This is a genomic window from Parabacteroides sp. AM17-47, assembly GCF_003434625.1.
Taxonomy (GTDB): Bacteria; Bacteroidota; Bacteroidia; order Bacteroidales; family Tannerellaceae; genus Parabacteroides; species Parabacteroides distasonis.
This window is the reverse complement of the sequence record NZ_QTLI01000020.1, coordinates 1-25,250: the sequence shown is the minus strand read 5'-3', so window position 1 is coordinate 25,250 and position 25,250 is coordinate 1. Positions and strand designations below refer to the sequence as shown.

Genomic DNA, 25,250 nt, shown 5'->3' with positions numbered 1-25,250 from the left:
ATATGAGAACAGAATGGTTTCCTCTGGTAAACGAGGAAGGTGAGACGATCGGAAAGGCTACTCGCAAGGAATGTCATAGCGGAAGTAAGTTGCTACATCCCGTAATCCATTTACATATCTTTAATAAGGATGGAGATCTATATCTACAAAAACGTTCCATGAACAAGGATATACAACCGGGAAAATGGGACACGGCCGTAGGTGGGCATATTGATTATGGAGAAAGCGTGGAAGAGGCCCTGCGCCGTGAGGTTCGTGAGGAATTGGGCATTACTGATTTTACGCCTGTCTTCATCAAACGTTATATATTCGAGTCTTCCATAGAGAAGGAATTGGTAAACAGCTTCCGGACCACTTACGATGGCCCCATCACCCCCGATCCCGAGGAACTGGACGGAGGACGTTTCTGGCCGATCGAGGAGATCAAGGAGAATCTGGGGAAAGGCGCATTCACCCCGAATTTCGAAAAGGAATTCACCGCTATTTTCCTATAAGATAAAAACGCTACACTTCGGCTAGAATAGTTATTCAAGAGCCTATTTATTCTTCGTAAGATACAGTTACATTCCACAAACCACGGCGTGAACTGTACAGACCACGACGTGAATTATACAAACCATGCTGTGGTCTGTACGATTCACGCCGTGGTTTGTGGAATGTAACTATATATGATTATCTTTATATATAGTAAATAAGATGTTTTGTCCTATAGTAATCGACCTATTATATTATAACTGTAACTCCATATGTATCTTACCTCGAAACCTAACAATCTTTGCCTAAAGCACTAATACCTCTACCTTAAATCTAATGTTTGTTCAGACCTTAAAACTAATCTTATATATTAATGTGTGGTTTATACATATCTTGCGCCGTCAAACCGCATTCCTTTTTCATACGGATGCAATAATCGAGCGTTCCTACCTCCGGCGTGATATTGTTGGAACCGAACGTGAACTTTACACCCGCGGCTTTCGCTTTCTGAATGATCGCTTTATTCGGAATATGATAAAGCTCGTTTATCTCCAAAGCCTTTCCACTTTTTGCCAAGGCATTCACGAAACGGTCGATACGCTCTTCTGTCCAAAACATATCATATCGGTCACTCATCGCATCGGGAAGGAAACAGGAATTCACGTACATATCGACCGGCTCTTCCAAGACAGAACAGATACGGTCCAACATCATATCCATATATGCTTGCTCATCATCGATAATCACTTCCTTGTTTACCCATAGGTGCGTACGCCGCCCCTTATGATCCAGAAACGTCATGGCATCGGTAAACACATAGTCAAAGCTGTTGCGGGCCGCCTCCGAAAAGGTTGTTACCCACTCACGTCCTTCCGCTTGCATAGCCAAGATAAAGGGTTGGGTACGCATGGTATCCAGATAATTATACAACTCCGTATCGTTCGTGATCGAGAAGCCGATGCCACAATTGATAGCCAAGCCATAATTAACACCCGTCTGGCGTGACTGCCGTGCGGCTACTTCCTTCGTCAATCCACCTTTTAAATGAACATGATAATCAAGCACGGGGAAGTCCTCTTGATGCAAACGAATAATCTCGTCCGTCTGCTCATCCACGGCATTCGCCCATTGAGCGGGAATGTCTATTCCTTTCGCGCTAAACGCCTCTAACGAGATATTCTTAAACTGAAGATTTCCACGTCCCGTACCCACCAGCGAGATAGTACCTTGGGATAACAATGCTTTAGCGTTCTCCTTCAAACGGAAAGGTTTGGAAGGCTCTATATATTCTACGACAGTCTCACCATTAATCCGCACCCGGACAAGCCGTCCTTCTACCCGGATATTCATCTTGAACCATTCGTTCTCTTTCACGAAACTCTTCGTCAGGTTCCGGACCGACACCAAGCTACCCGTCATCCGCCACCAAACCGGATCTTCCCGATCGTTGTTCAAGGCGATACGATATCCTTTACGATCCGTAGCGTCCGTATGGATACCAATATAACCTTTGCCACCGGTCGTGGTACGTACATCCATATCTAACTCAAAGTTCGTATAGCCTTTGCCATCGTTCAACAAAGCACGGGCGTTGGAACCGGCCAACGTAAGGACATCATTTTGTATGACCACGACGCCGGATGTTTTCCATGCGTTGTGATCGACCGTATCGGATACGTTCTCTTTCGTAAATCCCGTGAACACCAAACAGGCGATCACGGCGGCAATCATTAATTTAATCTTCATGACATCTCTTTTTAAAAGTTATGCCGCAAATGTATCCGGGAATAAGAAGCAAAAAGAAGATTGATATAAAAATGTAGACAGTACGATCCTCTATCCCATTAAATACAAATCAGTTAATAAAGATCACTATCCTAAAAAATGTAGATTGATTATAACGGATTCCGGTTAACCCCGATCCTCATCACCCAACCTTCAAACTCATCACGAGGCACTAACGCCTTATTACGTACCTTGGTCCGGTAGTTATAGATCGTACTCAACGAACAACGAAGAAAAGCGGCTATCCTTACGCTGTCCGTAACTCCCAACCGCATCAAGGCGAATATACGAAGTTCCTTATTCAACAGATCCTCCGATTTCAAGACGATACGTTCCTCGGGCTGCAACAAAGCGTTGAAGTCCCTGACAAACGTAGGATATAATCCAAGAAAGATTCGATCGAAGTTAACATAAAGCGCTTCCACCTCATTCTCCACCATACGGGTCGAACGGAGCATCTTGAATAACTCGTCCAACTGTTTATTCATCGCCTTTTTCTGTAGCGATTTCTGGTAATCCTCCAGTTTATTAATATAGGTGGAGCAGAGATCGAGGAAATGAGCGATGTATTCCTCCTTGATATGATTTGACTCCGATAGCTGTATATTTCGCTCTTGCAATAAATTATTCGTCTCGCTTATCTCTCCATTCAACTTTACCAAACAGGCATTGGTATTAACCAACTCTTCTCGTATCGCTGAGATCTTCCGCATCTGCCTATACACATAGGCAAGAGAAAGGATCAGAAAGAGCGTCAATAGGCTGATCAACAAGAAATAAGTCATCAATTGCCTTTTGCCTTGAGCTTCCCGTGTCTGATAGGAAGCATTAATGATAGGATAGAATTTAGAGATCTCATTCATGCGGAACTGTATATTGCAAGTAACGGCACCTTCTCCGCAGACCTCGCCTGTCCGTGAGCCAGATATTTCTGCGCCAGATTTATCTTATACCGATAAGAGGCCGTATCTAAGACAGACAATAACGAATCCTTGTATAAATCAAGTTGTTTCCTATATTCAAAAGAATCCAGATTCGTACTGTAATAAGAGAAAAACGAATAATAAGCCTCATAGAAATCCTGTTTCTGCTCTTTAGACAGCAATTCACGGTCTATGCTTCGCAACAGACTTTCCGACTCACGGTACATCCCGGAGAAAGCATAAAGCGTAGCCAGTCGTAAGCGGGAAGTATAGATGCGTGCCGTATCCTTCATAAATGACGCTATCTCCATATTCCGCTTTATGTAATAGATGGCCGAGTCTTGTTGTATTTTCTTGAATTCCTCGTATAATTGGTGGTTGATCTCATATTCCTGCCACAACGATATCTTGCTCAAGAGAAACATGTCCTTTAGCTGCGTGATCCGTTGCTCCCGTTGCTGCAGATAAAAAGATCTATTCAAGACAGCTTCATCCAGCTCCTTGGCCAACGTGTCCCCTCTCAGCCCTCCCCATGCGAAGGCTTGAACCATCCCGACAATTAGAAATAAGATTACCTTTATTAGTTTATTCATTACACGAACTGAGAATTATCCAAAAGAAAAGGGTTCAGTCAAATCAACAGAGCATAAATAGCTTACCTCGGCTGAAGACTGAACCCAATATTTTAAAACGCCCCGAAAGGGTGTTATTTACACATCTCGTTGATGATCTGTATTAATTGACCGCCTAATTCCTCGGCTTCCTCCATCGTATGGGCCTCAGAGTAGATACGGATGATCGGTTCCGTATTGCTCTTACGCAAATGAACCCATTTATCCGGGAAATCGATCTTCACTCCGTCGATATCCGTAATATCGTATTGAGAGAACTTCTCTTTTACTTTCGCCAAGATAGCGTCCACGTCGATCTCCGGCGTTAACTGGACTTTTTGCTTGGAGATGAAATACGGAGGATAAGAAGCCTTCAACTCGCTCGTCTTCATCTTCTTCTTTGCCAGATGAGTCAGGAACAAGGCGATACCTACCAAAGCGTCGCGTCCGTAATGGCTGGCCGGATAGATCACTCCACCGTTGCCCTCACCACCGATCACGGCATTCGTAGCCTTCATCTTGGCAACCACGTTCACCTCGCCTACAGCGGCGGCATTATATTCGCAACCATGAGCACGGGTAACGTCGCGAAGCGCACGGCTTGAGCTCAGGTTACTTACCGTATTACCCGGTGTATGACTTAATACGTAGTCACTGACAGCGACCAAGGTGTATTCCTCGTTGAACATCTCGCCATTCTCGCAGATAATCGCCAAACGGTCTACGTCCGGATCTACTACGAAACCGACATCCGCTTTCGCATGTCCCATCAAATCGGAGATCTCTGTCAAGTTTTCCGGAATGGGTTCCGGATTATGAGAGAAGTTTCCATGAGGGGCGCAATGCAGCTTGAAGATTTCCTTCACGCCCAACGCGTATAATAAATCAGGGATCACGATACCTCCCACGGAGTTCACGCAATCGATAGCTACACGGAAGTTAGCGGCCTTGATAGCCTCCACGTCCACGAGATCCAGATTCAAGACGCTCTCGATATGTTTTTGCTTATAAGTCGCATTCGGGATTACCTTGCCCAAATGATCCACGTCGGCGAACTCGAAGTCCTCGGCGGCAGCTATGCGTAATACCTCAGCCCCCTCAGCGGCATTCAAGAACTCACCTTTCTCATTCAAAAGCTTCAAGGCATTCCATTGCTTCGGATTATGACTGGCGGTAAGGATAATACCTCCGCAAGCCCCTTCCATAGCTACGGCCAATTCGGTAGTAGGAGTCGTGGCCAGATCGATATCCACCACATCAAATCCCATACCGGTAAGCGTTCCTAGGACGACTTGTTTAACCATCAGACCGGAGATACGTGCGTCACGCCCTACAACGATCTTATTGGTCTCCACTTTTGTGTTTTTTCGGATGAATGTAGCATAAGCGGCTACAAACTTAACAATAGCTAACGGATTCAATCCGTCTTCCGGGCTACCGCCTATTGTACCGCGAATACCGGAAATAGATTTAATTAGTGTCATAAGTTTTCTTCAAATATATATTCTAGAATTTCGTAATATACAGGTTGACCGTTTGATTGATCATTATAGGCTCCTCTTTTGAAAGGCACTATCATTTTCACTTTAGCCCGATCTCCAACATACTTCAAAGGCTCTTGCATTCCCTCACTTACATAATAATAAGAGGGATCATAAGGTGAATTCTTCGAATAATCCCCATATGTAAAAGCGATAGGAGAAGTTCCATTACTATGCGGGCCATAGTTCTCAATAGCGACAATAGTAGAATCCATGAAGTAACTCATCTTACAACGGTACAACATTTTCGTCTTATATTGCACCGCTCTCTGATCGCTTCCCTTATCAATAATATTCAAATAGACACCATTATCCAAGAGCACAAACTGATTTTCCTTAAATACGCTATCAGCAGGAAAATCATCTAAGATCTCAAGGCCCTTATCATCGATAAAACGCTCGATTGCCTTTTTCTCATCTTTCAACATATCCGTGTACGACTTTGTCTTGCTACAAGAGATAGCGACTAATGCGGCACACAGAATCAACAGGATATTAAAACCTTTCTTCATTTGTTAGTCTTTAATTGAATGAATCGCAAATGTAAATAATCTTCGTCAAACCTTACGCATGTTTGCCTAAATCTTCTGATTTATTAGGATTAAATTCCTGTAAACCTTTCTCAAACACGGCTACGGCCTCAGATAAAGAGCCATAGAACTCACCTCCGGACGCATTTTTATGTCCGCCTCCGTTGAAATAAGTAGAAGCAAACTGATTGCAAGGAAAATCGCCCACGGAGCGAAGCGATACCTTTATGTAATCGCTGTCCTCACGAATAAAGACACTAAAGCTTACGTTCTCTATGCTTAACGGCAAGTTCACGAAACCTTCCGTATCTCCAGTCTGGTACTGAAAACGATCCAGTTCCTCTTTCGATAACGTGATAAGAGCCGCCTGTTGTTCCGGATAGACCCTCATCTTCTCATACAACACATATCCCATCATACGTAAACGGCACTCGGAATAGACCTGATTCACCTTACGATAGATCAAATCCTTATCAATCCCCTTCTTGATCAATTCGCTGACGATCGTATAAATCTCCGGTTTATTCGAATTATAGGTGAACGATCCCGTATCCGTCATCATACCCGTATAGATACAAGCGGCGGCATCCCGATTCAATAAATCGAACATCCCCATACGACAAATAAAACGGAAGATCATCTCACTGGTAGAAGACATCTCCGGATACGACATCGTCACACGACAAAAATCCGCGGGGTTCAAATGATGATCAATCATCACCTTGCGGCCTTCTGAGGCGATCACCGCCGGAGCCAGTTTCTCGATACGTTTGGGCTCATTGAAATCAAGGCAGAAAATAACATCCGCTTCCTTGATCAATTTCTCGGCGAAATCCGGATATTTCTCATGTATCACGACATCCTTAGCGCCCGGCATCCATCTATAAAAAGAGGGAAATGCGTTCGGTACCACTACCGCTACATTATCCTTACCGTAAGCGGATAGGAAATGATATAAACCAAGGGATGAACCTAATGCGTCGCCGTCTGGTGAGACATGCGTCACGATAACAAAACTCTCGCCTTTCTCTACGTATTTTTTGGCTTTCTGAATCTTCTCTTCTTGAATGATTTTAGTGATCATATAATCTTTTTGTTTTCACCCCAAAGGTACGACTTTTTTAGTTTCCGGCTATCAAAAAAAGTTCAATAAGGATCTTTACTGATATTATTAACAAAAGGGTTAAGGCGGCCAACAAAACTTTTGGTTCCCGTATCTTCATATATATCAAGCATAAAACAAGAAAACCATAACCTCCTAGCATCTCAAAGAAGCTAAAACGACCCGTAATCGTCGCATAAGGCAGGGCGCTGAACACGTCCACCACCCTTACCATGCCATGAACCAGCCCTTCTACGATCTTCTGTATCCAGTCATATCCACAGAAATCCACCGGATAGCCTAACCAGAAAAAGGCAAAAGGAATCAAAAACATAGCCAAGAGAGTGACCGGTAGATTCGTAAACAAGAAAACTGTCGAAAATTGTCCAAAATAATAAAAACAGAGCAAAGCAGTCCCTATCTGCGCAGCTATAGACACCGTAATCCATTCCCAAGGCATGGCCAACAAAGGATTTCTCACCACTATCCATTCCTTGAAACGAGGCACTAGGAATAAAATAAAAAACACAGCCAAATAGCTTAACTGAAAACCAATATCAAACAGGTAATACGGATCATAGGCCAGCATACAGAAAGCGGCGGCGGCCAATGTATTATATCCATCCGTAACACGCCTAAGCGCCCTTCCTGTTAAATATAAAGATAGCATCAAGGCGGCCCGTACCGCCGAGGGCGCTAATCCTGTGATAAAGACAACCCCCCAAAGACTTCCCACCAGAATGATATAACGAACCCAACGTCCTATCCCCCATCTTGGCATAAACGAGCAAAAGAAAGATAAGAATCCACAAATCACGGCAACATGAAAACCGCTCACCGCTAATATATGAGACACGCCCGCCAAAGAGAAGCGCCTTTTCGTTTCCCGACTCATCGCTTTCTTATATCCCAATGTCAATGTAGCCAAAATAGATTTCTCCTCATCAGACAAACGCAAACGATCAAATGTATTTACCAAAGAATATTGAGCCTTGGTAGCCAATAAATCTAAAGAAGAAACAGGCTCATTTACAAGCGCTATACGTCGGTCACTATACCAACAGACCTCAACCGCCAAACATACAATCAAAACAGAGACTATAGCTCCCCATATCCAACGGGAATCGTATCGCAACTCCGCATGCGCTCTCCCACACGAGAAGCCCAGAAAAAGAAAAACCAAAGCAGATAAAACCCCTAAAACATATAGGAGCGAAGAGGCAGGTAAAAACGCATAGCATAAAATTCCGGTTATCCATAAAAAAAGCGGCCGTACAAAAGGCCGCTTTTGTATTTCCTCAATCATGATAGTTAGGTTTTGTGATATATTAATGTGTTCTACAAAGCTTTCAAGTCTTTAATTGTTTGTATCGGATCTGGAGATTTGAATACGAAGTTACCGGCGACTAACACATTGGCACCGGCGTCAACCAAGCGCTTCCCCGTCTCTAAATTCACCCCGCCATCTACCTCGATCATAGTACTCAATCCCTTCCGGTCTATCATTTCTCGTAAACGGGCCACCTTATCTACGGAATGCTCAATGAAACGTTGACCACCAAATCCCGGATTCACGGACATCAATAAAACCATGTCCACATCTTGGATAATATCTTCTAATAAGCAGATGGGCGTATGCGGATTCAAGGTGACACCCGCTTTCATGCCCGTTTCCTTAATAGCCGCTACCGTCCGATGCAAATGGGTACATGCCTCATAATGCACGTTCATCATATAGGCTCCCGTAGCCGCGACCTCAGGGATAAACTTCTGGGGCTCCACGATCATCAAGTGCACATCCATCGGCTTCTGGCATATAGACTTTAATGCGTTAAGTACCGGGAAACCAAACGAGATATTCGGCACGAATACCCCATCCATAATATCCAGATGCAACCAATCGGCGTCACTTTTATTTATCATCCCCACCTCCTTCCGCAAATCCAGAAAATTAGCGGAAAGCAGGGAAGGCGCTATCAAATGCTTCATAATCTTGTCTTTTGTTTTTACAAAAGTACACAAAAAAAGAAAGAGAACCTAATAATATAGATTCTCTTTCCGTAATTCTTAGTTCAACACATACCCGCAGAACTCCGGACGTACAGCCGGTTCCGCTTGATAAGCCCTCGCAAACTGTTTCAAGAAATCCATCGTTTGCTTCCGAGGCGAACTTTTCGCCTCCGGGGCACTTTTCACTTTTTTCTCCAAATCATCCATGCATTGCGTAGAAAGCTTCCTCATAGGCACCTTTATTTTTATCTTGTTTGCTAATAAAACGTAGGGACCTAAGACTTATTGCATGGAAAGAAAATTATTTTACACCATAGATAGCTCGATACGGTTCTCATCGGCCATACGGCGCATATTCAAGATAGCATAACGCATACGCCCTAAGGCCGTATTGATGCTAACCCCCGTGATATCGGCGATTTCCTTAAAACTAAGATCTTGATAGTAACGCATCTCCAACACCTCACGCTGGTTATCCGGCAAATGCTTTACCAATTTCTTCACGTCAGACAATACTTGATGGCGCACGATATTATCCTCTATCGTACCATCGCAAAGCTTGATGTTATTAAATAAGTCGATTTCTACCTCATCATTCGAGATCGTGTTCTCGCTACGTTCCTGACGGAAATTATCTATAATCAAGTTATGGGCAATACGAGTAATCCATGCCTTAAACTTGCCGTTCTCGGTATAGCGACCTTGTTTTATAGTCATGATAACCTTCACGAAGGTCTCTTGAAAGATATCCTCCGTAAGCTCTTTGTTACGTACTATGAAATAAATGTAAGAATGAATGCTACTTTTGTATCGATTTAATAAAATATCGAAAGCGGCATTATTACCTTCTGCATAAAGGACAACCAATTCCTCGTCGGTCATCATTTTTAAAGTCTTCATTACTTTCACATTTTTAGTTTATTCGAGTAATGTTTATGCTATAGGCGATGGGGTTTAACTGTTATACAATGTTATTTATGAAAGCAAAAGAACGAAAAATATTTTAAACCAACAAACATTTTATTTCAAATTATAAAAAGAATGTCCCCTGCCCGCACCTTTAACGTACGAACAGGGGACTTTACTGATCTAAAATATATGTATATTAGAACTTGTATCCCAATGTCAAAGCTACACGAGTCGTGTTTGTTTTCATCGTGGCGGGTTGGGCTTCGAGGAATGGCTTCGGATCATCTCCCGCAAACATATTAGAGAACGCATAAACATCTTCCTTATGCGTACGGAATACACAAGCCAAGTCCGTATAGAAGTTCGGGGTGAAGCGATAACCGATACCTACCGTATAATTCATGACCCCTTTATCGATCGTATAATTAGGAATCGTACCAACCGTAAAGACCTCTTTCTCTCCATTCTTCAGTTTATCCTTGATCGGACTATCGCTGTAGGCGACACCTGCTCTTACGGCAAATTGAGGAGTAACCTTTACCTCCGCACCTACACGGATCGTATTCATTGACTTGAAATTATCCGTTATATCTTGGTTAGTATACACGTTACTGCTACCATCCGTTTGATACATACGCATATTCTTATAATTCATCAACTCGTAATCAACGCTTATCAAAGCGGTCGTACCCAAGATTGCGGCGGCACTAAAGATCCATTTATCCGGAGAACGGAATTCATAGTCATAATAAGCATTATTAGGAGTAGCCGCATCCAGTTTACGCTCCTTCATCTCCCCTTTATCCATAAAGGTCAGATAAGAACCGGCCTCACCATAATAACGATCTGTCATCTTATACCACGTAGGTGAATTATAAGCTACACCTAAACGAAGAAAATCAGTAGGACGAACAATGGCACCCACATTAAATGAATACCCGGTACCATCCGTATCCAAGTAATTATCTAAGTATAAATTATTGCCGTTCGTAAATTCCTCATCATACGATGACTGATATCTATAGTTCAGATCCGTAATCGCAACCGTAGCGCCAAGCATCACAAGTTCCGATATATTTATACCGAAAGCCAAGTCATATTGATCCACGGAACCTCGCTCTGAAACTTTTAATTGACCTCCTTGCAATAAATACGGACTCCATTGCCCATCCGCATCTTTATCCCCGAACGCACTATAATACTCTTTATCATTATCGTTATATGAATCCATATAACCGGCATTGTATCCTAGAATAGATAGCCAATCACCTAAGTCTTGGTTATTATAAGGGTTATAGTCTTTACCCTCCCCCAACAGTCCGCTAGGCATTCCTGCCGCACGCATGGCCACATAATCAGAAAGAGAAGTATTCAAATCACCTCCTGTAGCCATCGTATAGTTCCGGTTATAATTCTTCAAGCGATTATAAGAGAAACCAACGTTCCAGCTCACGATACCCTCATCATTCGCTGTCGGGAAATATCCTACGTAAGCGATATTATCGAAACTCACCTTCGTACGGCTGTTGTCCACCTTCGAACCAAGCCAATCGGTCTTCGCGGAGGCCGAAGACAAACTCAATGTCGTAACCACCTCCGAGCTTTTATAAATCGCCAAGCCTGCCGGGTTCGTATTCATAGCGGAAATATCACCACCTAACGCACCAAAAGCACCACCCATTCCTAAATAACGAGCCGTACCATTCAACTCCGTCTGGGAATACTTAAAGGCATCCAACTGTGACTGCGAAAAAGCGGTGCCGCCACACAGGGCAAGCACCGACATTATAATTCCTATCCTTTTCATCGTATCTCTAATTTTATCAACCTAACACTTTTACCTGCGACCACCACCGGCACGGCCACCTCCGCCACCAACAGAGCCTCCACTAGAACGACCTCCACCGAAGCTACCGGAAGAAGAACCTACCGAACTACTACGAGAAGGAGAGGAACTTCTAAATTGACTGGAAGAAGAGCGACTATTTGAGAAATCGCTACTGCTTCTGGAAGAAGAACGTGTTACCGGAGCTGAATATTGACGTCCGGAAGAAGATGCGGCTCCAGAACTACTTCTGGAAATCCTTGTTCTCGCCGAGCTATTACTTATGCCCGAGCTACTTCTTGTCGTTGCCGAATTTCTAACAGAAGAAGAGGAACGACGTCCCGCACCAGAGGAAATAGCAGATTCCCTACGGGTAGATCCCGCACGTCCATTGCTCAAGGAACTTGAAGACGAAGGTCTTGTAGTCGATCCGGAATTTCTCAAGGAAGAAGAGCCACTGCTCCGCCCACCTGTATAACCGGAACCTCTGCCACTCGCATAAGAGCGATTATCTCGATAAGAAGAACGTCCGTTTGAATAATGTCTACTTGGAGTCGAATAGTAACCGGGATAGTAATGATGGTGATGTCCCCAATGGCCACCCCAATAGCCTCCACCCCAGCCCCAAGACGGGCCATACCATGGATCGTACCACGGACTATAATAGCCGGCATAAAAGCCTCCCCAGCCCCAGCCGAATCCCCAAGACGGGCCGTAGAAGCGAGATGAATAAGTCCACCAAGGGCTATAACTATAGAACCAAGGATCGTACCAACCTGTATACCAAGGCGAGCCCCAACCGTTGCCGACATTGATATTAAAATTCACGTTCGCGCTACCGTTCGAATAATCCGTATCATAGCCGTAACCATAATATCCGTCACTCAGATACAAATCGACTTGATCCGCTCCGGCGATCGTAATCTTACTCGGCGAATGATAACGAATGATACGTTCCGTATATTCAGTATCCGAACGACGCTCGGAAGAAGACTCATTCTCATCGCTATCCTCATAGATAACGGAATCATCCTCACGATAAGGCTCCTCCACCTCGACTGATGTATAACGACGGTTATATTCATCCACATCCCGGCTGTCTGAAGAAGCTTGGCTCTTGGCTGTAGCGACCAGGGTCCTAGACTCCTGTTTCGGCTGAACAACCTTTTTCTCTTCAACCTGTTCTTTCTTTTTCTTGTTTTTGGAAGAGAAATACACATCATCAAAGAACTCCTCCTGAGCCGCGGCACTAAACGCGATCAGAAGCATCATCACTAAAGATGTTAATTTCATGGGTTTCATATTTGTTTCTCCTCTACATTAAATAAATATTTTTCTCTTTTCATGTTTGACACCCTTTTATGCAAAGGGTTTAAACGCTTTTTAGTTTTATAACAATAAACTCAATGCAATGTATGTACAAATATAATCGGTTCACGCTAATGTCCCAAGATTTACATATACTTTAACTTATAAAACTCACACATTTATTGTTATCTATAAAAGAAGATGCAAAGTTGGCGTAAACGCTGCAATCTCCGCAAATTCTTATTATTTTTGTTTCAAATTATAACGAAAAAATTACGCATATGGTATTAGCCTCGACAATAGATTTCACATTGCCCTTAGCGGACCCGGTATTAAAATTTCTCTTGATTCTTTTAATTATCCTGGCCGCTCCCCTTTTATTAAACAAGCTGAGAATCCCTCACCTGCTTGGACTGATCATTGCCGGCGCAATTATCGGACCGCACGGCTTTAATCTCGTATTACGGGATAGCAGCATTATCTTGTCCGGGACGGCGGGATTGCTTTATATCATGTTTCTCGCCGGATTGGAAATCGATATGGCGGATTTTAAGAGAAATAGTACGAAAAGCCTAGCTTTCGGCATGTACACATTCCTCATTCCGATGATCCTAGGAACGGTTGTCGGGATATGGGTCCTGCGATTCAACGTATTGACCTCCGTTTTACTCGCCAGTATGTTCGCCTCCCATACATTGATCGCCTATCCGATTATCAGTAAACTGGGTATCAGCAAAAACAAAGCTGTCAGTATCACCGTAGGAGGAACGATGATCACTGATACCTTGGCATTGCTCGTCCTAACGATCATTGTCGGCATGGCCACCGGACAGGTCAACGATATGTTTTGGATTCGTCTGGGGGTTTCCATCTTGATATTCGCGTTAATCGTATTATTCGGTTTCCCTTTCATTGGGCGTTGGTTCTTTAAGCATGTACACGATAATATATCACAGTATATATTCGTGCTGGTGATGGTATTTCTGGGATCTTTCCTAGCTCAGGTAGCGGGCATGGAGGCGATCATCGGGGCGTTCTTATCCGGACTAGCCCTAAATCACCTTATCCCGCAAAGCTCACCCTTGATGAATCGTGTCGAGTTCGTAGGAAATGCCATATTCATCCCATTCTTCTTGTTGGGCGTAGGTATGTTAATAGATTATCGTACGTTCTTTACCAGTTTCGAGACCATTAAAGTTGGGCTTATCATGATTATCGTAGCTACGGCCGCCAAATACATAGCCGCTTGGATGCCCCAAAAGACTTTCCATCTGTCCACGGATCAGCGAAGCGTTATTTTCGGCTTAAGTAACGCACAAGCCGCCGCTACATTGGCCGCCGTGATGGTCGGATATAACGTAATCACCGGAACAGACGCTAATGGGGAACCAATCCGGTTATTAAATGAGAGCGTGTTGAACGGTACGATCCTGATGATACTTGTCACTTGCACCATCGCCTCTTTCGCCGCCCAAAAAGGCGCTCATAACATAGCGGCCCAAGATATATCCGATAAGGAGGAAAACAAAAAAGAATCAGAGCATATCTTGATACCGGTCAGCAATGAAGAGACCGTGGAAGAGCTGGTCAACCTCAGCTTGGCGATCAAATCTCCCCAAAACAAGAACGGCTTGTTTGCCCTAAAAGTGATAGATAACCATCATTCAGACGAGAAAGCGTTAAAACAGTCCCGCAGGGTTCTACAGACCGCAGTCAATACGGCTGCCGCCACGGATACCCAGATGAAAGATTTATTAAGATATGACTTAAGCGTATCGAATGCTATCGCCAGCGTGGTAAAAGAGCGGGAGATCACAGATCTGGTAGTGGGATTGCACAAGGAAAAAGATATACCGGCGGCCTTCCTAGGCCATATCGTGGAAAGCGTATTGGCGGAAAGTAGTGTAAGTACATTCATATACAAGCCCGCACAACCCATCTCTACTGTTAGACGGCATCTGATCATCATCCCGGAATTGGCCGAAAAAGAAATCGGTTTCAACCAAATCATCTTCCGGCTACGAAACGTGACCCAGAACACAGGTGCAGCGACAGTCTTTTACGGTTCGGAAGCGACCTTGAATGCCTTAAAGAAATTATTAGCCAAGAAAAGCGGAGAAGCCAGTTATATCGAATTCAACGACTGGGATGACTTCCTGATCGTTTTCCGGGATATAAAACCGGACGACACGATGTGGATTATCCTTAGCCGCAAGGAAGGACTTTCCTACGCTCCCGCCATGGCCCGTATCCCCAAGTACCTCAACAAATACTTTCAGGCAAACAGTTTCGTCTTGGCATATCCCGTGCAAGCTGGCATGAACGAGGGCACTCGCTATCTGACTTAGCCATTACGGAACCAGCCTCTCACGCCAAGACTTTCGAGGTGAGTACGGCATTTTCCGCTTAGCGTATCCTAGACGGAGGATCAAGGCAGGAATCTCGTTGGTGAAAGACAAGTCTTTCGCCAGCAAACCGGAAAGATCACGCACCTCACAAGGCTGGTTCAAAAAGGCGAAAGCGATATTCTTTTCCGTAGCTCTCAAAAGAAAACGTTGCAAACTCCGGCCTAGCGCAAACCATTCCGGTAGCGTATTTGTCCGTAAGGCGAACAAGGCTAAATGAGAAGAAGAGTCCAGCTTCTTCTTGTCTCCCCTATTTTGTATGCCGACTTTCAAGACACTTCCCATGATTGTCTCTGAGATAAGACGGGGAAGATTCGGCGCCCCGAACACCGCATAACTCAGGCCGTCCGATGTAGCTCGTACATGATTCTTATTAAAACGCATCCATGATTTCAGCTCTCGTTTAAACAGATGATCGTTCATTTGCCGGTTATTCCCCGCAAATATATAAGAAGAAAGCGTATCGAACTCCCACTCTCCTTTCGACCACAAATGCAGACTGATATTTTCCTCCAAAGGCGTATTCCTCAAATAGCTCAATTGATCCGATGGAATCATTTCCCCGGAATATATGCCTCGATTCGTCTGTCTGACCGAAATTTCCTCGATAAGCCCACTCGTCTCCTTAATCATCGATGCCTCCGACAAGAGCACGGTGATCTCCCCCGATCCTGAAAAAACCGGTAGCGGAGCATATCCTTTTGCCTCAGCCGCAATGCAAAGATTCTCGGTGGCACATCCTAAGCTAATAAATAACTCACGGTTATCCGGATCTACGGCCGGAAGGGACTTACTCATATCCGGAAGAATCTGTATCCTATCCTTTTGCACACGAAACAACCAAGGTTGGGTATTATGCCCCGATGGGGCTTTCACGGCTTGTTCCATCATATAGATAAAATCCGGCCGTATATCACTTATCCGCAATGATCCTGTTTCCATATTATTATACACTTTCTCATTCTAGCGATGCCCGCTACCTCTTTCCGTTCGTGCCCGGACAAACGCCTCAAAAACAAAAAATCCCGTAAAGCTTTCGCTTTACAGGACTCTCTGCGGAAAGACAGGGATTCGAACCCCGGGAACCTCTCAGTTCAACGGTTTTCAAGACCGCCGCAATCGACCACTCTGCCATCTTTCCAATAAGTAAATCGTGTGACCTGGGAGGGGCTCGAACCCTCGACCCAATGATTAAGAGTCATTTGCTCTACCAACTGAGCTACCAAGTCAACATGTTATTTGTTTGAGTGACCTGGGAGGGGCTCGAACCCTCGACCCAATGATTAAGAGTCATTTGCTCTACCAACTGAGCTACCAAGTCAACATGTTATTTGTTTGAGTGACCTGGGAGGGGCTCGAACCCTCGACCCAATGATTAAGAGTCATTTGCTCTACCAACTGAGCTACCAAGTCATTCTGTTTTGCTATCGTTACTTTTTCAAACCACCGTTTGTTTCTCGATTGCGGGTGCAAAGATAGAGGTTTTATTTTTCCCCGCAAACTTTTCGACTACTTTTTTTTCTTAAAATTTTAATCAAACTCGTAAATATCCGAGGGTGTAGTCCGCTTCAACGCTACCAATGAGACATCTTTCCCTACCCTTATGCCCTCTTGGAAAAGACGTATATCCACTGTCTTATAGGCCAGTTCGGGATGGTTATTGTCCCGGCTGAGATGGCAAAGCCAGATATTCTTCAAACCGGTATTATAATGGGTCGCCAAGAACTCTGCAGCCTCCCTATTACTCAAATGCCCGGTGGGGCTCGCCACCCGCTCTTTCAAGAAAGCGGGATATGTACCGAAACGAAGCATCTCCTCATCATAGTTCGCTTCCAATATTAAATGGTTCGCCATGCAGATATATTTCCCCACCGTGTCCGTGATATGGCCTACGTCGGTAGCGAAAGTGAATTTATGATTACCATACTCGATATGGTATCCCACATTATCAGTACTATCGTGAGGCACCTCGAAAGCCGTGATACGGAAATCACGGATAAGGAATGGAACTTCTTTTTCTATAACCTTGCGGGAGACACATAAGGTCTCCTCCACATACCGGCTCTTATCAATCCCCCGGTGCACGTCGGCTGTCGCATAGACAGGAATGCAAAGCTTCTCGCCCAAATACCCGACCGTCTTGATATGATCCGCATGATCGTGGGTAATCAACACGGCCACGATCTTGGTAAAATCGATCGACCGGTCCTTCAATACTTTCTTTATGGTCCGGATTCCGATACCTGCGTCAATCAGCATACCGAATTCCGAAGTCCCCAAATAATAGCAGTTCCCACTGCTCCCACTCGCTAAACTCAGAAATGATAGTTTCATACTCTCCTATTCCGCAACACTGCTTTTTTTCTGTTTTACATAGTATACACTAGGGGCGGAACGTCTCAGGGATCGATACCTCCCCGATCAACGAGCAGTTCATATGCTCCTTCACCTCGTCGGGTGTCAGCCCATGGCCGAAGAGGAACATTAGCTTCGTCACGGCGCTCTCCGTCGTACTATCGAAGCCGCTCGTCACGCCTGCCTCCAACAATTTGTGCCCCGTCTCATAACGGTGCATCTCCACACTTCCGGCCCTACACTGAGTAACATTCACGATGACGATACCACGGTCTACAGCCTCCTTCAACATATTCAAGAACCATTCCTCGCACGGAGCGTTTCCGCTTCCGAATGTTTCCATCACCACGCCTTTCAGACCCGGGATATTCAGGATACTTTCCACTACTTGCGGAGAAATTCCGGGGAATAGTTTTAGTATAGCGATATTTCGGTCCAACAAATAATGCGGCTTCAGCGGCTTACGCGATACCGGATGATATACCTGCGGCAGATCATACTTAATATAGATACCCGCATGAGCCAAAGCCGGGTAATTGTACGAACGGAACGCATTAAAATTATCTGCGTTTATCTTACTCGTACGATTCCCCCTCAATAAATCATTCTCAAAAAAGATACAGACCTCCGGGACCAACGGTAAGCCGTTCTCCTTGGCGGCCGCTATCTCGATCGCCGTAATCAAGTTCTCCTTCCCATCGGTACGCAACATCCCGATCGGTAATTGCGATCCCGTAAGGATCACCGGCTTACTCAGGTTCTCGAGCATAAAACTCAATGCCGATGCCGTATACGACATTGTATCCGTGCCATGCAGTACCACGAAGCCGTCGTATTTCTGATAATTATCGGCGATGATTTTCACGATCTTCATCCACGAGTCCGGCCCCATCTCCGAGGAGTCCATCGGAGGATCGAACTGTATCGTGGCCACCGAATACCCCAGTTTCTTCAACTCCGGCATATTGTCCTTCAAATGCTGGAAATTAAACGACTCTAACACTCCAGTCTCCGGATTCTCGATCATACCTATCGTCCCACCCGTATATATCAACAGGATGGAAGCCTTTTCTTGTTGAGTATGCATGTCCATATAATTATGCAAAGTTAATAAATTATTCTTCTCCTTTCAACACCGGAACACTTATATGATATTTTACGGCGATTATACGTGCGAGGAACACGCTCAACGCCGATACGAACTGTATCATCGCCGCCGACATAGAAGTTTGCATACATATATAATATATCAAACCGCCAAAGACACAAGCCAACGCATAAATATCTTTCCGGAATATCAAAGGCTCCTCATTAATCAATATATCCCTCATCATACCGCCAAACGAGCCGGTTATAGTTCCCATCACGATCGCCACCCACATGGGAAACCCGAAATCCAAGGTCTTGGCGATACCTACCACCACAAACAACCCCAATCCGATAGCATCGAATATAAAAAATGTATTGTTCAAACGGATCACGTATTTTCGGAAAGCGATAACGAACAACAAAGCCAAGGCCGAGACAATCAAATAAGAGGCTTGTTCCATCCAAAAAGGCACCGCATTCAATAAAATATCACGAATCGTACCTCCTCCTACAGCGGTCACGACACCCACCACATAGGCGCCAAACCAATCAAATTGTTTCGCAGAAGCCAATCTTATGCCACTTATGGCAAACGCAAAGGTCCCTGTATAGTCACAAAAGGTGATAAAATCTATCATTTTGTTTTTTTCGCAAAAATACGGAATAGTTCGCAAATAACAGCATTTATAGAAAGAATACCTAACAATAATTTAAACCAAACGAATCCCTTAATGTTTATTATATATAAGTTTGCGGAGTGGTTATAACCGTAACCTATTGATTTTTATTTACAAAAGAGAATTGAGTTAGATGAGGATGAAAAAATGCATGTTGATCGGGTTGATCTGTCTGCTATCCAGCCAATGGATGTGGGGGCAACACTTCCCTCAGATGGATGCCCGCAATTACGTGAGCGACACGGCCCTTTTCATTCCACGCCGCCCTTGGTTGGCAGCAAGCGAGGTATTCGGAATGAACATGGCCGTCTGGACTTTCGACCGTTTCTTAATGAACGAGGATTTCGCGAAGATAAACGGACATACGATTAAGCAAAACTTCAAGACGGGGCCTGTTTGGGACACGGATAAGTTCTCTACCAATCTGGTGGCCCATCCCTATCACGGATCGTTATATTTCAACGCGGCCCGTAGCAATGGACTGAATTTCTGGCAATCCATTCCATTCGCGGCGGGAGGCAGCCTAATGTGGGAATTCTTTATGGAAACGGAACCGCCCTCCATCAATGACATGCTTGCCACCTCTTTCGGCGGTATAGAATTAGGTGAGATTACCTACCGGCTCTCCGACTTATTCATCGACAACCGCTCCCACGGGGCGGAACGTGTGGGACGGGAGATCTTATCCGGTTTGATATCTCCGATGCGGGCGATCAATCGTATCATCACGGGAGAAGCTTGGAGACACAGCAGCTCCAAGGGGCGTGTCTACACCTCGGTTCCCGTAAACTTCATCGTGGGTGTTGGTCCTCGCTTCCTTGCCGAGCAGGAAGGCTCCAAGCATGGCACTACGAGCATGCACGTATCCTTCAGGTTGGATTATGGAGATCCTTTCAATGATGATTTCTATTCGCCCTATGAATGGTTTCAGTTGAAGGCCGGGTTCGATTTCTTTTCGAGCCAGCCGCTCATCAGCCAAGTCAATGCCGTTGGGGCTATCTGGGGGAAACAGGTCTGGAGTAAAGGCCCTCGTAGTCTGGCCGCTGGAATCTTTCAGCATTTCGACTACTATGATTCCGAGTTAAAATCCAATAGTTCCCAAACGGTAGCTCCCTACCGCATATCGGAAGCGGCGGCGGTCGGTGGTGGATTGATCTATTACAAAAGAGGCACGCCGGACAATAAGGTAGATGTTTACGCCGAATTATACGGAACAGGAGTCGCCTTGGGCGCAAGCATCTCCGATTACCTCCGGCTGGAAGAGAGAGATTATAATCTGGGAAGCGGTTATAGCGTGAAAGCGTTTACCGGATTGGCCTACGATAAACGCTGGGCGTTCTTGATCGATTTGGAGAACTACCATATCTTCACATGGAAAGGATACGAGCCGGATATAGACTGGAATGCGGTGGACCCTACAAAGTTAAACGTACAAGGCGATGCCGGCAACGCACGTTTAACGGTATTTTCCACCACCTTAGCCTATATGTCCAAGCATAAATGGAATATTGCGTTGCGAAATCGTTATTTCTCCCGCCGTACCCATTATAAGTATCATAAAGATATAGATAGCTCCACGTATGATATTATGCTGACGCTTGGGTGGAGGATTTAATTCTTCCGCTCAAGCTCACGCAGATTCTCCATCTTCTTGCGCTGCATAAACTCATAGATGCCTTCCAAATGCTCCGTCACTTTTTGGTTTCCGAACTCATAGACCTTAGAGACCAGCCCATCCAAGAAATCACGGTCGTGGGATACGACGATCAACGTCCCGTCAAAGTCAAGCAACGCCTGCTTCAAGATATCCTTCGTCTTCATATCCAGATGGTTTGTCGGCTCATCCAGAATCAGCAAGTTCACAGGCTCCAACAATAGCTTAATCATGGCCAGACGTGTGCGCTCGCCACCGGAAAGCACCTTCACCTTCTTCGCCGAGTTCTCGCCGCCAAACATGAACGCACCCAGCAGATCCTTGATCTTATTACGGATATCGCCTTGCGCCACATCGTCTATCGTCTGGAAAACCGTAAGATTCTCATCCAGCAGGGAGGCTTGGTTCTGGGCGAAATAACCGATCATCACGTTATGCCCCAGCGTCAACGTCCCCTCATGCTCGATCTCTTTCATGATACACTTCACCAAGGTAGACTTACCCTCGCCATTCTTCCCGACGAAAGCGATCTTATCCCCTCGCTCGATCATCAGATTAGCGTTTCGGAAAACCGTATGATCGCCATACGCTTTCGAGACATTCTCGATCGTCACCGGATAAGAGCCCGAACGGGGCGAAGGCGGAAACTTCAAGCGCAAAGCCGAGGTATCTTCCTCGTCCACCTCCAAGATCTCCAGCTTCTCCAGCATCTTCACACGGCTCTGCACCTGCAAGGTCTTGGAGTACGTGCCCTTGAAACGCTCGATGAACTCTCTCGTCTCGGCGATCATCTTCTGTTGCTCGTCATAAGCCTTCTGTTGTTGCTCACGACGTTCCTTCCGTAATTGCAAGTATTGGCTATAGTTTACCTTATAATCATAAATCCGGCCCATCGTCACCTCGATCGTACGAGTCGTGATATGATCCACGAACGCACGGTCGTGGCTGATCACCACTACGGCCTGACCGTTATCGATCAAGAAATCCTCCAACCACTGGATAGACTCGATATCCAAGTGATTCGTCGGCTCGTCCAGCAAAAGGACATCCGGTTTCTTCAACAGTAGTTTCGCCAGCTCGATACGCATACGCCAGCCACCGCTGAATTCACTGGTTTGCCGGTCGAAATCCTCCCGTTTGAAACCCAGTCCCAACAAGGTTTTCTCTATATCGGCGTCGTAATTGATCTCCTCTATGGAATAGAATTTCTCGCTCAAGGTAGAGACCCGCTCGATCAGCTCCATATAACCATCCGACTCATAGTCCGTACGAGTCTCCAGTTGCTTATTCAATTCAGCGATCTCCGCCTCCATCTCGTGCAGATGGGCGAAAGCCTGCGCCGTCTCCTCGAAAACGGTACGGCCATCCTCCGTCATCAAATGCTGCGGCAAATAAGCGATCACGGTATCTTTAGGGGCGGACACTTTTCCACGGCTTGGCTCCCGCACGCCAGCCAATATCTTCAACAAGGTAGATTTACCGGCACCGTTCTTACCCATCAAGGCGATACGATCTTTCTCGTTAATCACAAAAGAAACATCCGAGAAAAGGGCGCTTCCACCAAACTCTACTGTTAGTCCGTCAACTGAAATCATATGTTTATCTTAATACATTATTATAATGAAGCCGCGAAGATAAGAAAAATCCCTTTCATTAGGGATGTACAGGAGATTTCATACGATCTTTCCGGAACAAGACTAGGAAGAAATTGGTTACCGACGCCGTCGGCAATATTTTCGACGCCGTCAGCAATATTTCCGACAGCGTCAGCATTATTGCCGACGGTGTCGGCAACCAATTGCATAAGGGACTAATCCCTTAAACTACCTTTAAAAAAAGCAGAAGCATCCACATATTTTCCAACAAAACGCTTGTTTTATAAACAGAAACTCCTATCTTTGCACCCGCTAATACAAACAGCTTAAATTAATTATTCAAACATGGCAACAAAAATTAGATTGCAAAGACACGGTCGTAAAGGTTACGCCTTCTACCAAATCGTGATCGCAGACAGCAGGGCTCCACGTGATGGAAGATTTATTGAAAGGATAGGTTCTTATAATCCGAACACTAATCCTGCTACAGTAGATTTGAACTTCGAAAGAGCTTTGTATTGGTTACAAGTAGGTGCTCAACCTACAGACACAACTCGTAACATCCTTTCTCGCGAAGGCGTTTGCTTGAAAAAGCATTTATTGGAAGGTGTTAAGAAGGGTGCGTTCGACGAAGCCGCAGCTGAGGAGAAATTCCAAGCTTGGTTGAAGAACAAACAAGCTTCCGTACAAGCTATCAAAGAAAAAGACAGCGAAGCAGCTAGAGCAGAAGCTAAAGCACGTCTTGAGGCTGAGAAGGAAGCTAATAAGGCAAAAGCAGAAATCGTAGCTAAAAAGAAAGCAGAATTGGCAGCAGCTGAAGCTGCTAAGCAAGCTGAGGAAGCAGCCGCAGCGGCTCCCGCTGAAGAAGCTCCGGCAACTGAAAGCGCTGAATAATTCGTGCGATGCCAAAATAAAAAAGAGGACATTTTTCAATGCCCTCTTTTTTTATGCCTTTTCCACCAGCTACCGGATCTTCCTAATGCGTATAATCGATCAGCCGGATGCCATCGCCTAAATCGTTCTGGATAACATCCTTCATCCTTTTGGCGAAAGGACAGGCATAACCTATCGGCGTCCCTTTTTGGATACAGGAAGCAAAAGCGATACTATCCGCCCCTCTATTCACCAACTCCCTCGCCCTTAATACGGCCTTTTTTCCGGGACAACCTCCGCAATTGATAAACCCGATGATCTCAATATCTTCCTCTACGCCCTCAAAGGCTCCCTTTTTCTCACGGATCATCCTAAAATCAGTAGTACCGGGGCAAAAATCCTCTGTTTGCATACATCTGATAATTCCTACTTTCATAAAGCATCCCTCCCAATTAAAAAAGCCGTAAAATCTAAAATTCTACGGCTTTCCGATCTATAAATGATGATTAACTAAGTCGTGTTACTTCTTCTTCAACAAGAAAGTATCGATCTGTTTCACAAACTCCTCACGGGGAAGAGCTCCCATCGATATCTGAGGCTGTCCTTCCTTAGGGATAAACAAGAACGTAGGAATACTTTGTATGCCAAAAGCGGCAGCCAACTCCTTTTCCTTATCCACATTTACCTTATAAACTACGATATCATTCTTATACAGGATAGCCAAATCCCTTAAAATAGGAGCCACTTGCTTGCAGGGACCACACCAGTCCGCATAAAAATCGATGATACAAGGCTTATCACCTTCATATACCCATTTCGTAGCGTTCTTCTCGTAATTGAATACCTTTTGCAGGAACTCTGCCTTGTTCAAAGTAACGACCTCTCCCTTGGAGGCGGTACCAGCCTCACTTGATTTATCTGATTTAGCGGACATCGAGCAGCTTACTAATAGCAGCACAACCGAAACCAGCCATAAACTTTTCAACTTTCTCATATAGAAACCTTTTACTTGATTGATAAATTATTTGCTACAAAAATAGCAATAAAAAGGGGATTCCCACACATTCTATTCTTAAAAGAAAAGAATAAACAAAAAGAAAAAAAGCGCATAAGACTCTTGTATATTCCAAAAGAATGACTACCTTTGCAAAGCAATTAAACGAAACGTTTGATCGCACAACATATTGGAAAGATGGCAGAGTGGTCGATTGCGGCGGTCTTGAAAACCGTTGAACCGAGAGGTTCCCGGGGTTCGAATCCCTGTCTTTCCGCAGAACCTACTGAACAAAACAAGAGAGTAAGTGGACAAAAACCTACAAATCGCTGATTTGTAGGTTTTTTTATTGCCTATAAGTCTTGTCTCCAATGCCTTATCAGAAGAAAATTCGGCTCACCCGATAATCAGTGGGGGTATCTTCAGGCTCATCTATATTTCATTTCAGCCGGCAACCTAAGACAAGTCGACCTACAGAAATATAGAAGTCGGCCAACAGATGAGATCATGGGATAACCATTGCCATATAAATCGCTGTCTTATATCCTGTTAATCAACAGACCAACTCACTTGAGAAAGGCTTCCCAAGT

At 44.8% G+C, this 25,250-nt stretch carries 23 protein-coding genes and 5 tRNA genes; 5 read left to right on the top strand and 23 right to left on the bottom strand.

Going from position 1 to position 25,250, the window contains the following annotated elements; genetic code table 11:
• Nucleotides 1–2 precede the first annotated feature (2 nt).
• Complete coding sequence (locus DW205_RS16290) at nt 3–494, top strand: NUDIX domain-containing protein (RefSeq protein ID WP_005866300.1); 492 nt, start codon at nt 3–5, stop codon at nt 492–494.
• Nucleotides 495–837: 343 nt separating this feature from the next.
• Here the strand turns inward: DW205_RS16290 and DW205_RS16285 are convergent, their stop codons facing one another.
• The 12 genes from DW205_RS16285 to DW205_RS16240 all read right to left on the bottom strand — a co-directional run bounded on the left by DW205_RS16285 (nt 838) and on the right by DW205_RS16240 (nt 13,012).
• Nucleotides 838–2,220, bottom strand: coding sequence for a DUF1080 domain-containing protein (locus tag DW205_RS16285; RefSeq protein ID WP_005866298.1), 1,383 nt, complete (start codon nt 2,218–2,220; stop codon nt 838–840).
• Between the two features lie 149 nt (nt 2,221–2,369).
• Complete coding sequence (locus DW205_RS22590) at nt 2,370–3,122, bottom strand: DUF6377 domain-containing protein (RefSeq protein ID WP_005866296.1); 753 nt, start codon at nt 3,120–3,122, stop codon at nt 2,370–2,372.
• Nucleotides 3,119–3,775, bottom strand: coding sequence for a hypothetical protein (locus DW205_RS22585; protein ID WP_005866294.1), 657 nt, complete (start codon nt 3,773–3,775; stop codon nt 3,119–3,121). Before DW205_RS22585 ends, DW205_RS22590 begins: the two co-directional genes overlap by 4 nt.
• A 113-nt stretch (nt 3,776–3,888) precedes the next feature.
• Entirely contained in the window at nt 3,889–5,277 is a 1,389-nt protein-coding gene (gene glmM / locus DW205_RS16275) for a phosphoglucosamine mutase (RefSeq protein WP_005866292.1), read from the bottom strand.
• Complete coding sequence (locus tag DW205_RS16270; RefSeq protein ID WP_005858151.1) at nt 5,274–5,846, bottom strand: DUF4827 family protein; 573 nt, start codon at nt 5,844–5,846, stop codon at nt 5,274–5,276. The genes glmM and DW205_RS16270 overlap by 4 nt, the downstream gene beginning before the upstream one ends.
• Nucleotides 5,847–5,898: 52 nt before the next feature.
• Complete coding sequence (locus DW205_RS16265; RefSeq protein ID WP_005866290.1) at nt 5,899–6,948, bottom strand: bifunctional oligoribonuclease/PAP phosphatase NrnA; 1,050 nt, start codon at nt 6,946–6,948, stop codon at nt 5,899–5,901.
• A gap of 37 nt (nt 6,949–6,985) precedes the next feature.
• Entirely contained in the window at nt 6,986–8,272 is a 1,287-nt protein-coding gene (locus DW205_RS16260; protein ID WP_005866288.1) for a ComEC/Rec2 family competence protein, read from the bottom strand.
• 32 nt (nt 8,273–8,304) lie between these two features.
• A complete protein-coding gene (rpe, locus tag DW205_RS16255) occupies nt 8,305–8,955 on the bottom strand; it encodes a ribulose-phosphate 3-epimerase (RefSeq protein WP_005866287.1) in 651 nt (216 codons plus the stop codon).
• A 78-nt stretch (nt 8,956–9,033) separates the two neighbouring features.
• Nucleotides 9,034–9,207, bottom strand: a complete 174-nt coding sequence (locus tag DW205_RS22320) for a hypothetical protein (RefSeq protein WP_005866285.1) — start codon at nt 9,205–9,207, stop codon at nt 9,034–9,036.
• A 75-nt stretch (nt 9,208–9,282) separates the two neighbouring features.
• Nucleotides 9,283–9,876 (bottom strand): RNA polymerase sigma factor, encoded by a 594-nt coding sequence (locus tag DW205_RS16250; protein ID WP_008774229.1) that lies wholly within the window; start codon nt 9,874–9,876, stop codon nt 9,283–9,285.
• Nucleotides 9,877–10,081: 205 nt separating this feature from the next.
• On the bottom strand, nt 10,082–11,692 hold the full coding sequence (locus DW205_RS16245; RefSeq protein WP_005866281.1) for an OmpP1/FadL family transporter: 1,611 nt from the start codon (nt 11,690–11,692) through the stop codon (nt 10,082–10,084).
• Nucleotides 11,693–11,722: 30 nt separating this feature from the next.
• Nucleotides 11,723–13,012: a hypothetical protein gene (locus DW205_RS16240; RefSeq protein WP_005866279.1), complete on the bottom strand. Its 1,290-nt coding sequence runs from the start codon at nt 13,010–13,012 to the stop codon at nt 11,723–11,725.
• Between the two features lie 287 nt (nt 13,013–13,299).
• Here DW205_RS16240 and DW205_RS16235 point away from each other — a divergent pair, with 287 nt between their 5' ends.
• On the top strand, nt 13,300–15,366 hold the full coding sequence (locus tag DW205_RS16235) for a cation:proton antiporter (protein WP_005866277.1): 2,067 nt from the start codon (nt 13,300–13,302) through the stop codon (nt 15,364–15,366).
• 3 nt (nt 15,367–15,369) lie between these two features.
• Here DW205_RS16235 and DW205_RS16230 read toward each other — a convergent pair whose 3' ends face one another.
• From DW205_RS16230 to DW205_RS16195, 8 genes are all read right to left on the bottom strand, one after another.
• The gene (locus tag DW205_RS16230) at nt 15,370–16,365 is read right to left on the bottom strand and encodes a hypothetical protein (protein ID WP_005866275.1); all 996 of its coding nucleotides are present in this window, start codon (nt 16,363–16,365) and stop codon (nt 15,370–15,372) included.
• A gap of 114 nt (nt 16,366–16,479) precedes the next feature.
• Nucleotides 16,480–16,564 (bottom strand) — tRNA-Ser (locus tag DW205_RS16225).
• A 15-nt stretch (nt 16,565–16,579) separates the two neighbouring features.
• Nucleotides 16,580–16,652: transfer RNA gene (locus DW205_RS16220), tRNA-Lys, on the bottom strand.
• Between the two features lie 19 nt (nt 16,653–16,671).
• Nucleotides 16,672–16,744, bottom strand: a tRNA-Lys gene (locus tag DW205_RS16215).
• A 19-nt stretch (nt 16,745–16,763) separates the two neighbouring features.
• A tRNA-Lys gene (locus DW205_RS16210) sits at nt 16,764–16,836 on the bottom strand.
• Nucleotides 16,837–16,953: 117 nt separating this feature from the next.
• The gene (locus DW205_RS16205) at nt 16,954–17,757 is read right to left on the bottom strand and encodes an MBL fold metallo-hydrolase (protein WP_005858162.1); all 804 of its coding nucleotides are present in this window, start codon (nt 17,755–17,757) and stop codon (nt 16,954–16,956) included.
• Between the two features lie 49 nt (nt 17,758–17,806).
• On the bottom strand, nt 17,807–18,871 hold the full coding sequence (locus DW205_RS16200) for an asparaginase (protein WP_005858163.1): 1,065 nt from the start codon (nt 18,869–18,871) through the stop codon (nt 17,807–17,809).
• Nucleotides 18,872–18,893: 22 nt separating this feature from the next.
• Nucleotides 18,894–19,505, bottom strand: a complete 612-nt coding sequence (locus DW205_RS16195) for a trimeric intracellular cation channel family protein (protein WP_005858164.1) — start codon at nt 19,503–19,505, stop codon at nt 18,894–18,896.
• Nucleotides 19,506–19,677: 172 nt separating this feature from the next.
• Between DW205_RS16195 and DW205_RS16190 the strand changes: the two genes are divergently transcribed.
• Nucleotides 19,678–21,159, top strand: a complete 1,482-nt coding sequence (locus DW205_RS16190; protein WP_005858165.1) for a DUF3943 domain-containing protein — start codon at nt 19,678–19,680, stop codon at nt 21,157–21,159.
• Here DW205_RS16190 and DW205_RS16185 read toward each other — a convergent pair.
• Nucleotides 21,156–22,793 carry an ABC-F family ATP-binding cassette domain-containing protein gene (locus DW205_RS16185; RefSeq protein WP_005858166.1) on the bottom strand — a complete coding sequence of 546 codons (1,638 nt, stop codon included), beginning with the start codon at nt 22,791–22,793 and terminating at the stop codon, nt 21,156–21,158. The genes DW205_RS16190 and DW205_RS16185 overlap by 4 nt on opposite strands.
• A gap of 345 nt (nt 22,794–23,138) precedes the next feature.
• Between DW205_RS16185 and DW205_RS16175 the strand changes: the two genes are divergently transcribed.
• A complete protein-coding gene (locus tag DW205_RS16175) occupies nt 23,139–23,687 on the top strand; it encodes a 30S ribosomal protein S16 (RefSeq protein ID WP_005858168.1) in 549 nt (182 codons plus the stop codon).
• 82 nt (nt 23,688–23,769) lie between these two features.
• Here the strand turns inward: DW205_RS16175 and DW205_RS16170 are convergent, their stop codons facing one another.
• Together DW205_RS16170 and trxA are read right to left on the bottom strand one after the other, a co-directional pair.
• Complete coding sequence (locus DW205_RS16170; RefSeq protein ID WP_005866270.1) at nt 23,770–24,102, bottom strand: CGGC domain-containing protein; 333 nt, start codon at nt 24,100–24,102, stop codon at nt 23,770–23,772.
• 84 nt (nt 24,103–24,186) lie between these two features.
• Nucleotides 24,187–24,660, bottom strand: coding sequence for a thioredoxin (trxA, locus tag DW205_RS16165; RefSeq protein WP_005858169.1), 474 nt, complete (start codon nt 24,658–24,660; stop codon nt 24,187–24,189).
• Between the two features lie 192 nt (nt 24,661–24,852).
• On the opposite strand from trxA, the gene DW205_RS16160 reads away from it, so the two are divergent.
• Nucleotides 24,853–24,937: transfer RNA gene (locus tag DW205_RS16160), tRNA-Ser, on the top strand.
• The last annotated feature ends 313 nt before the right edge of the window (nt 24,938–25,250 follow it).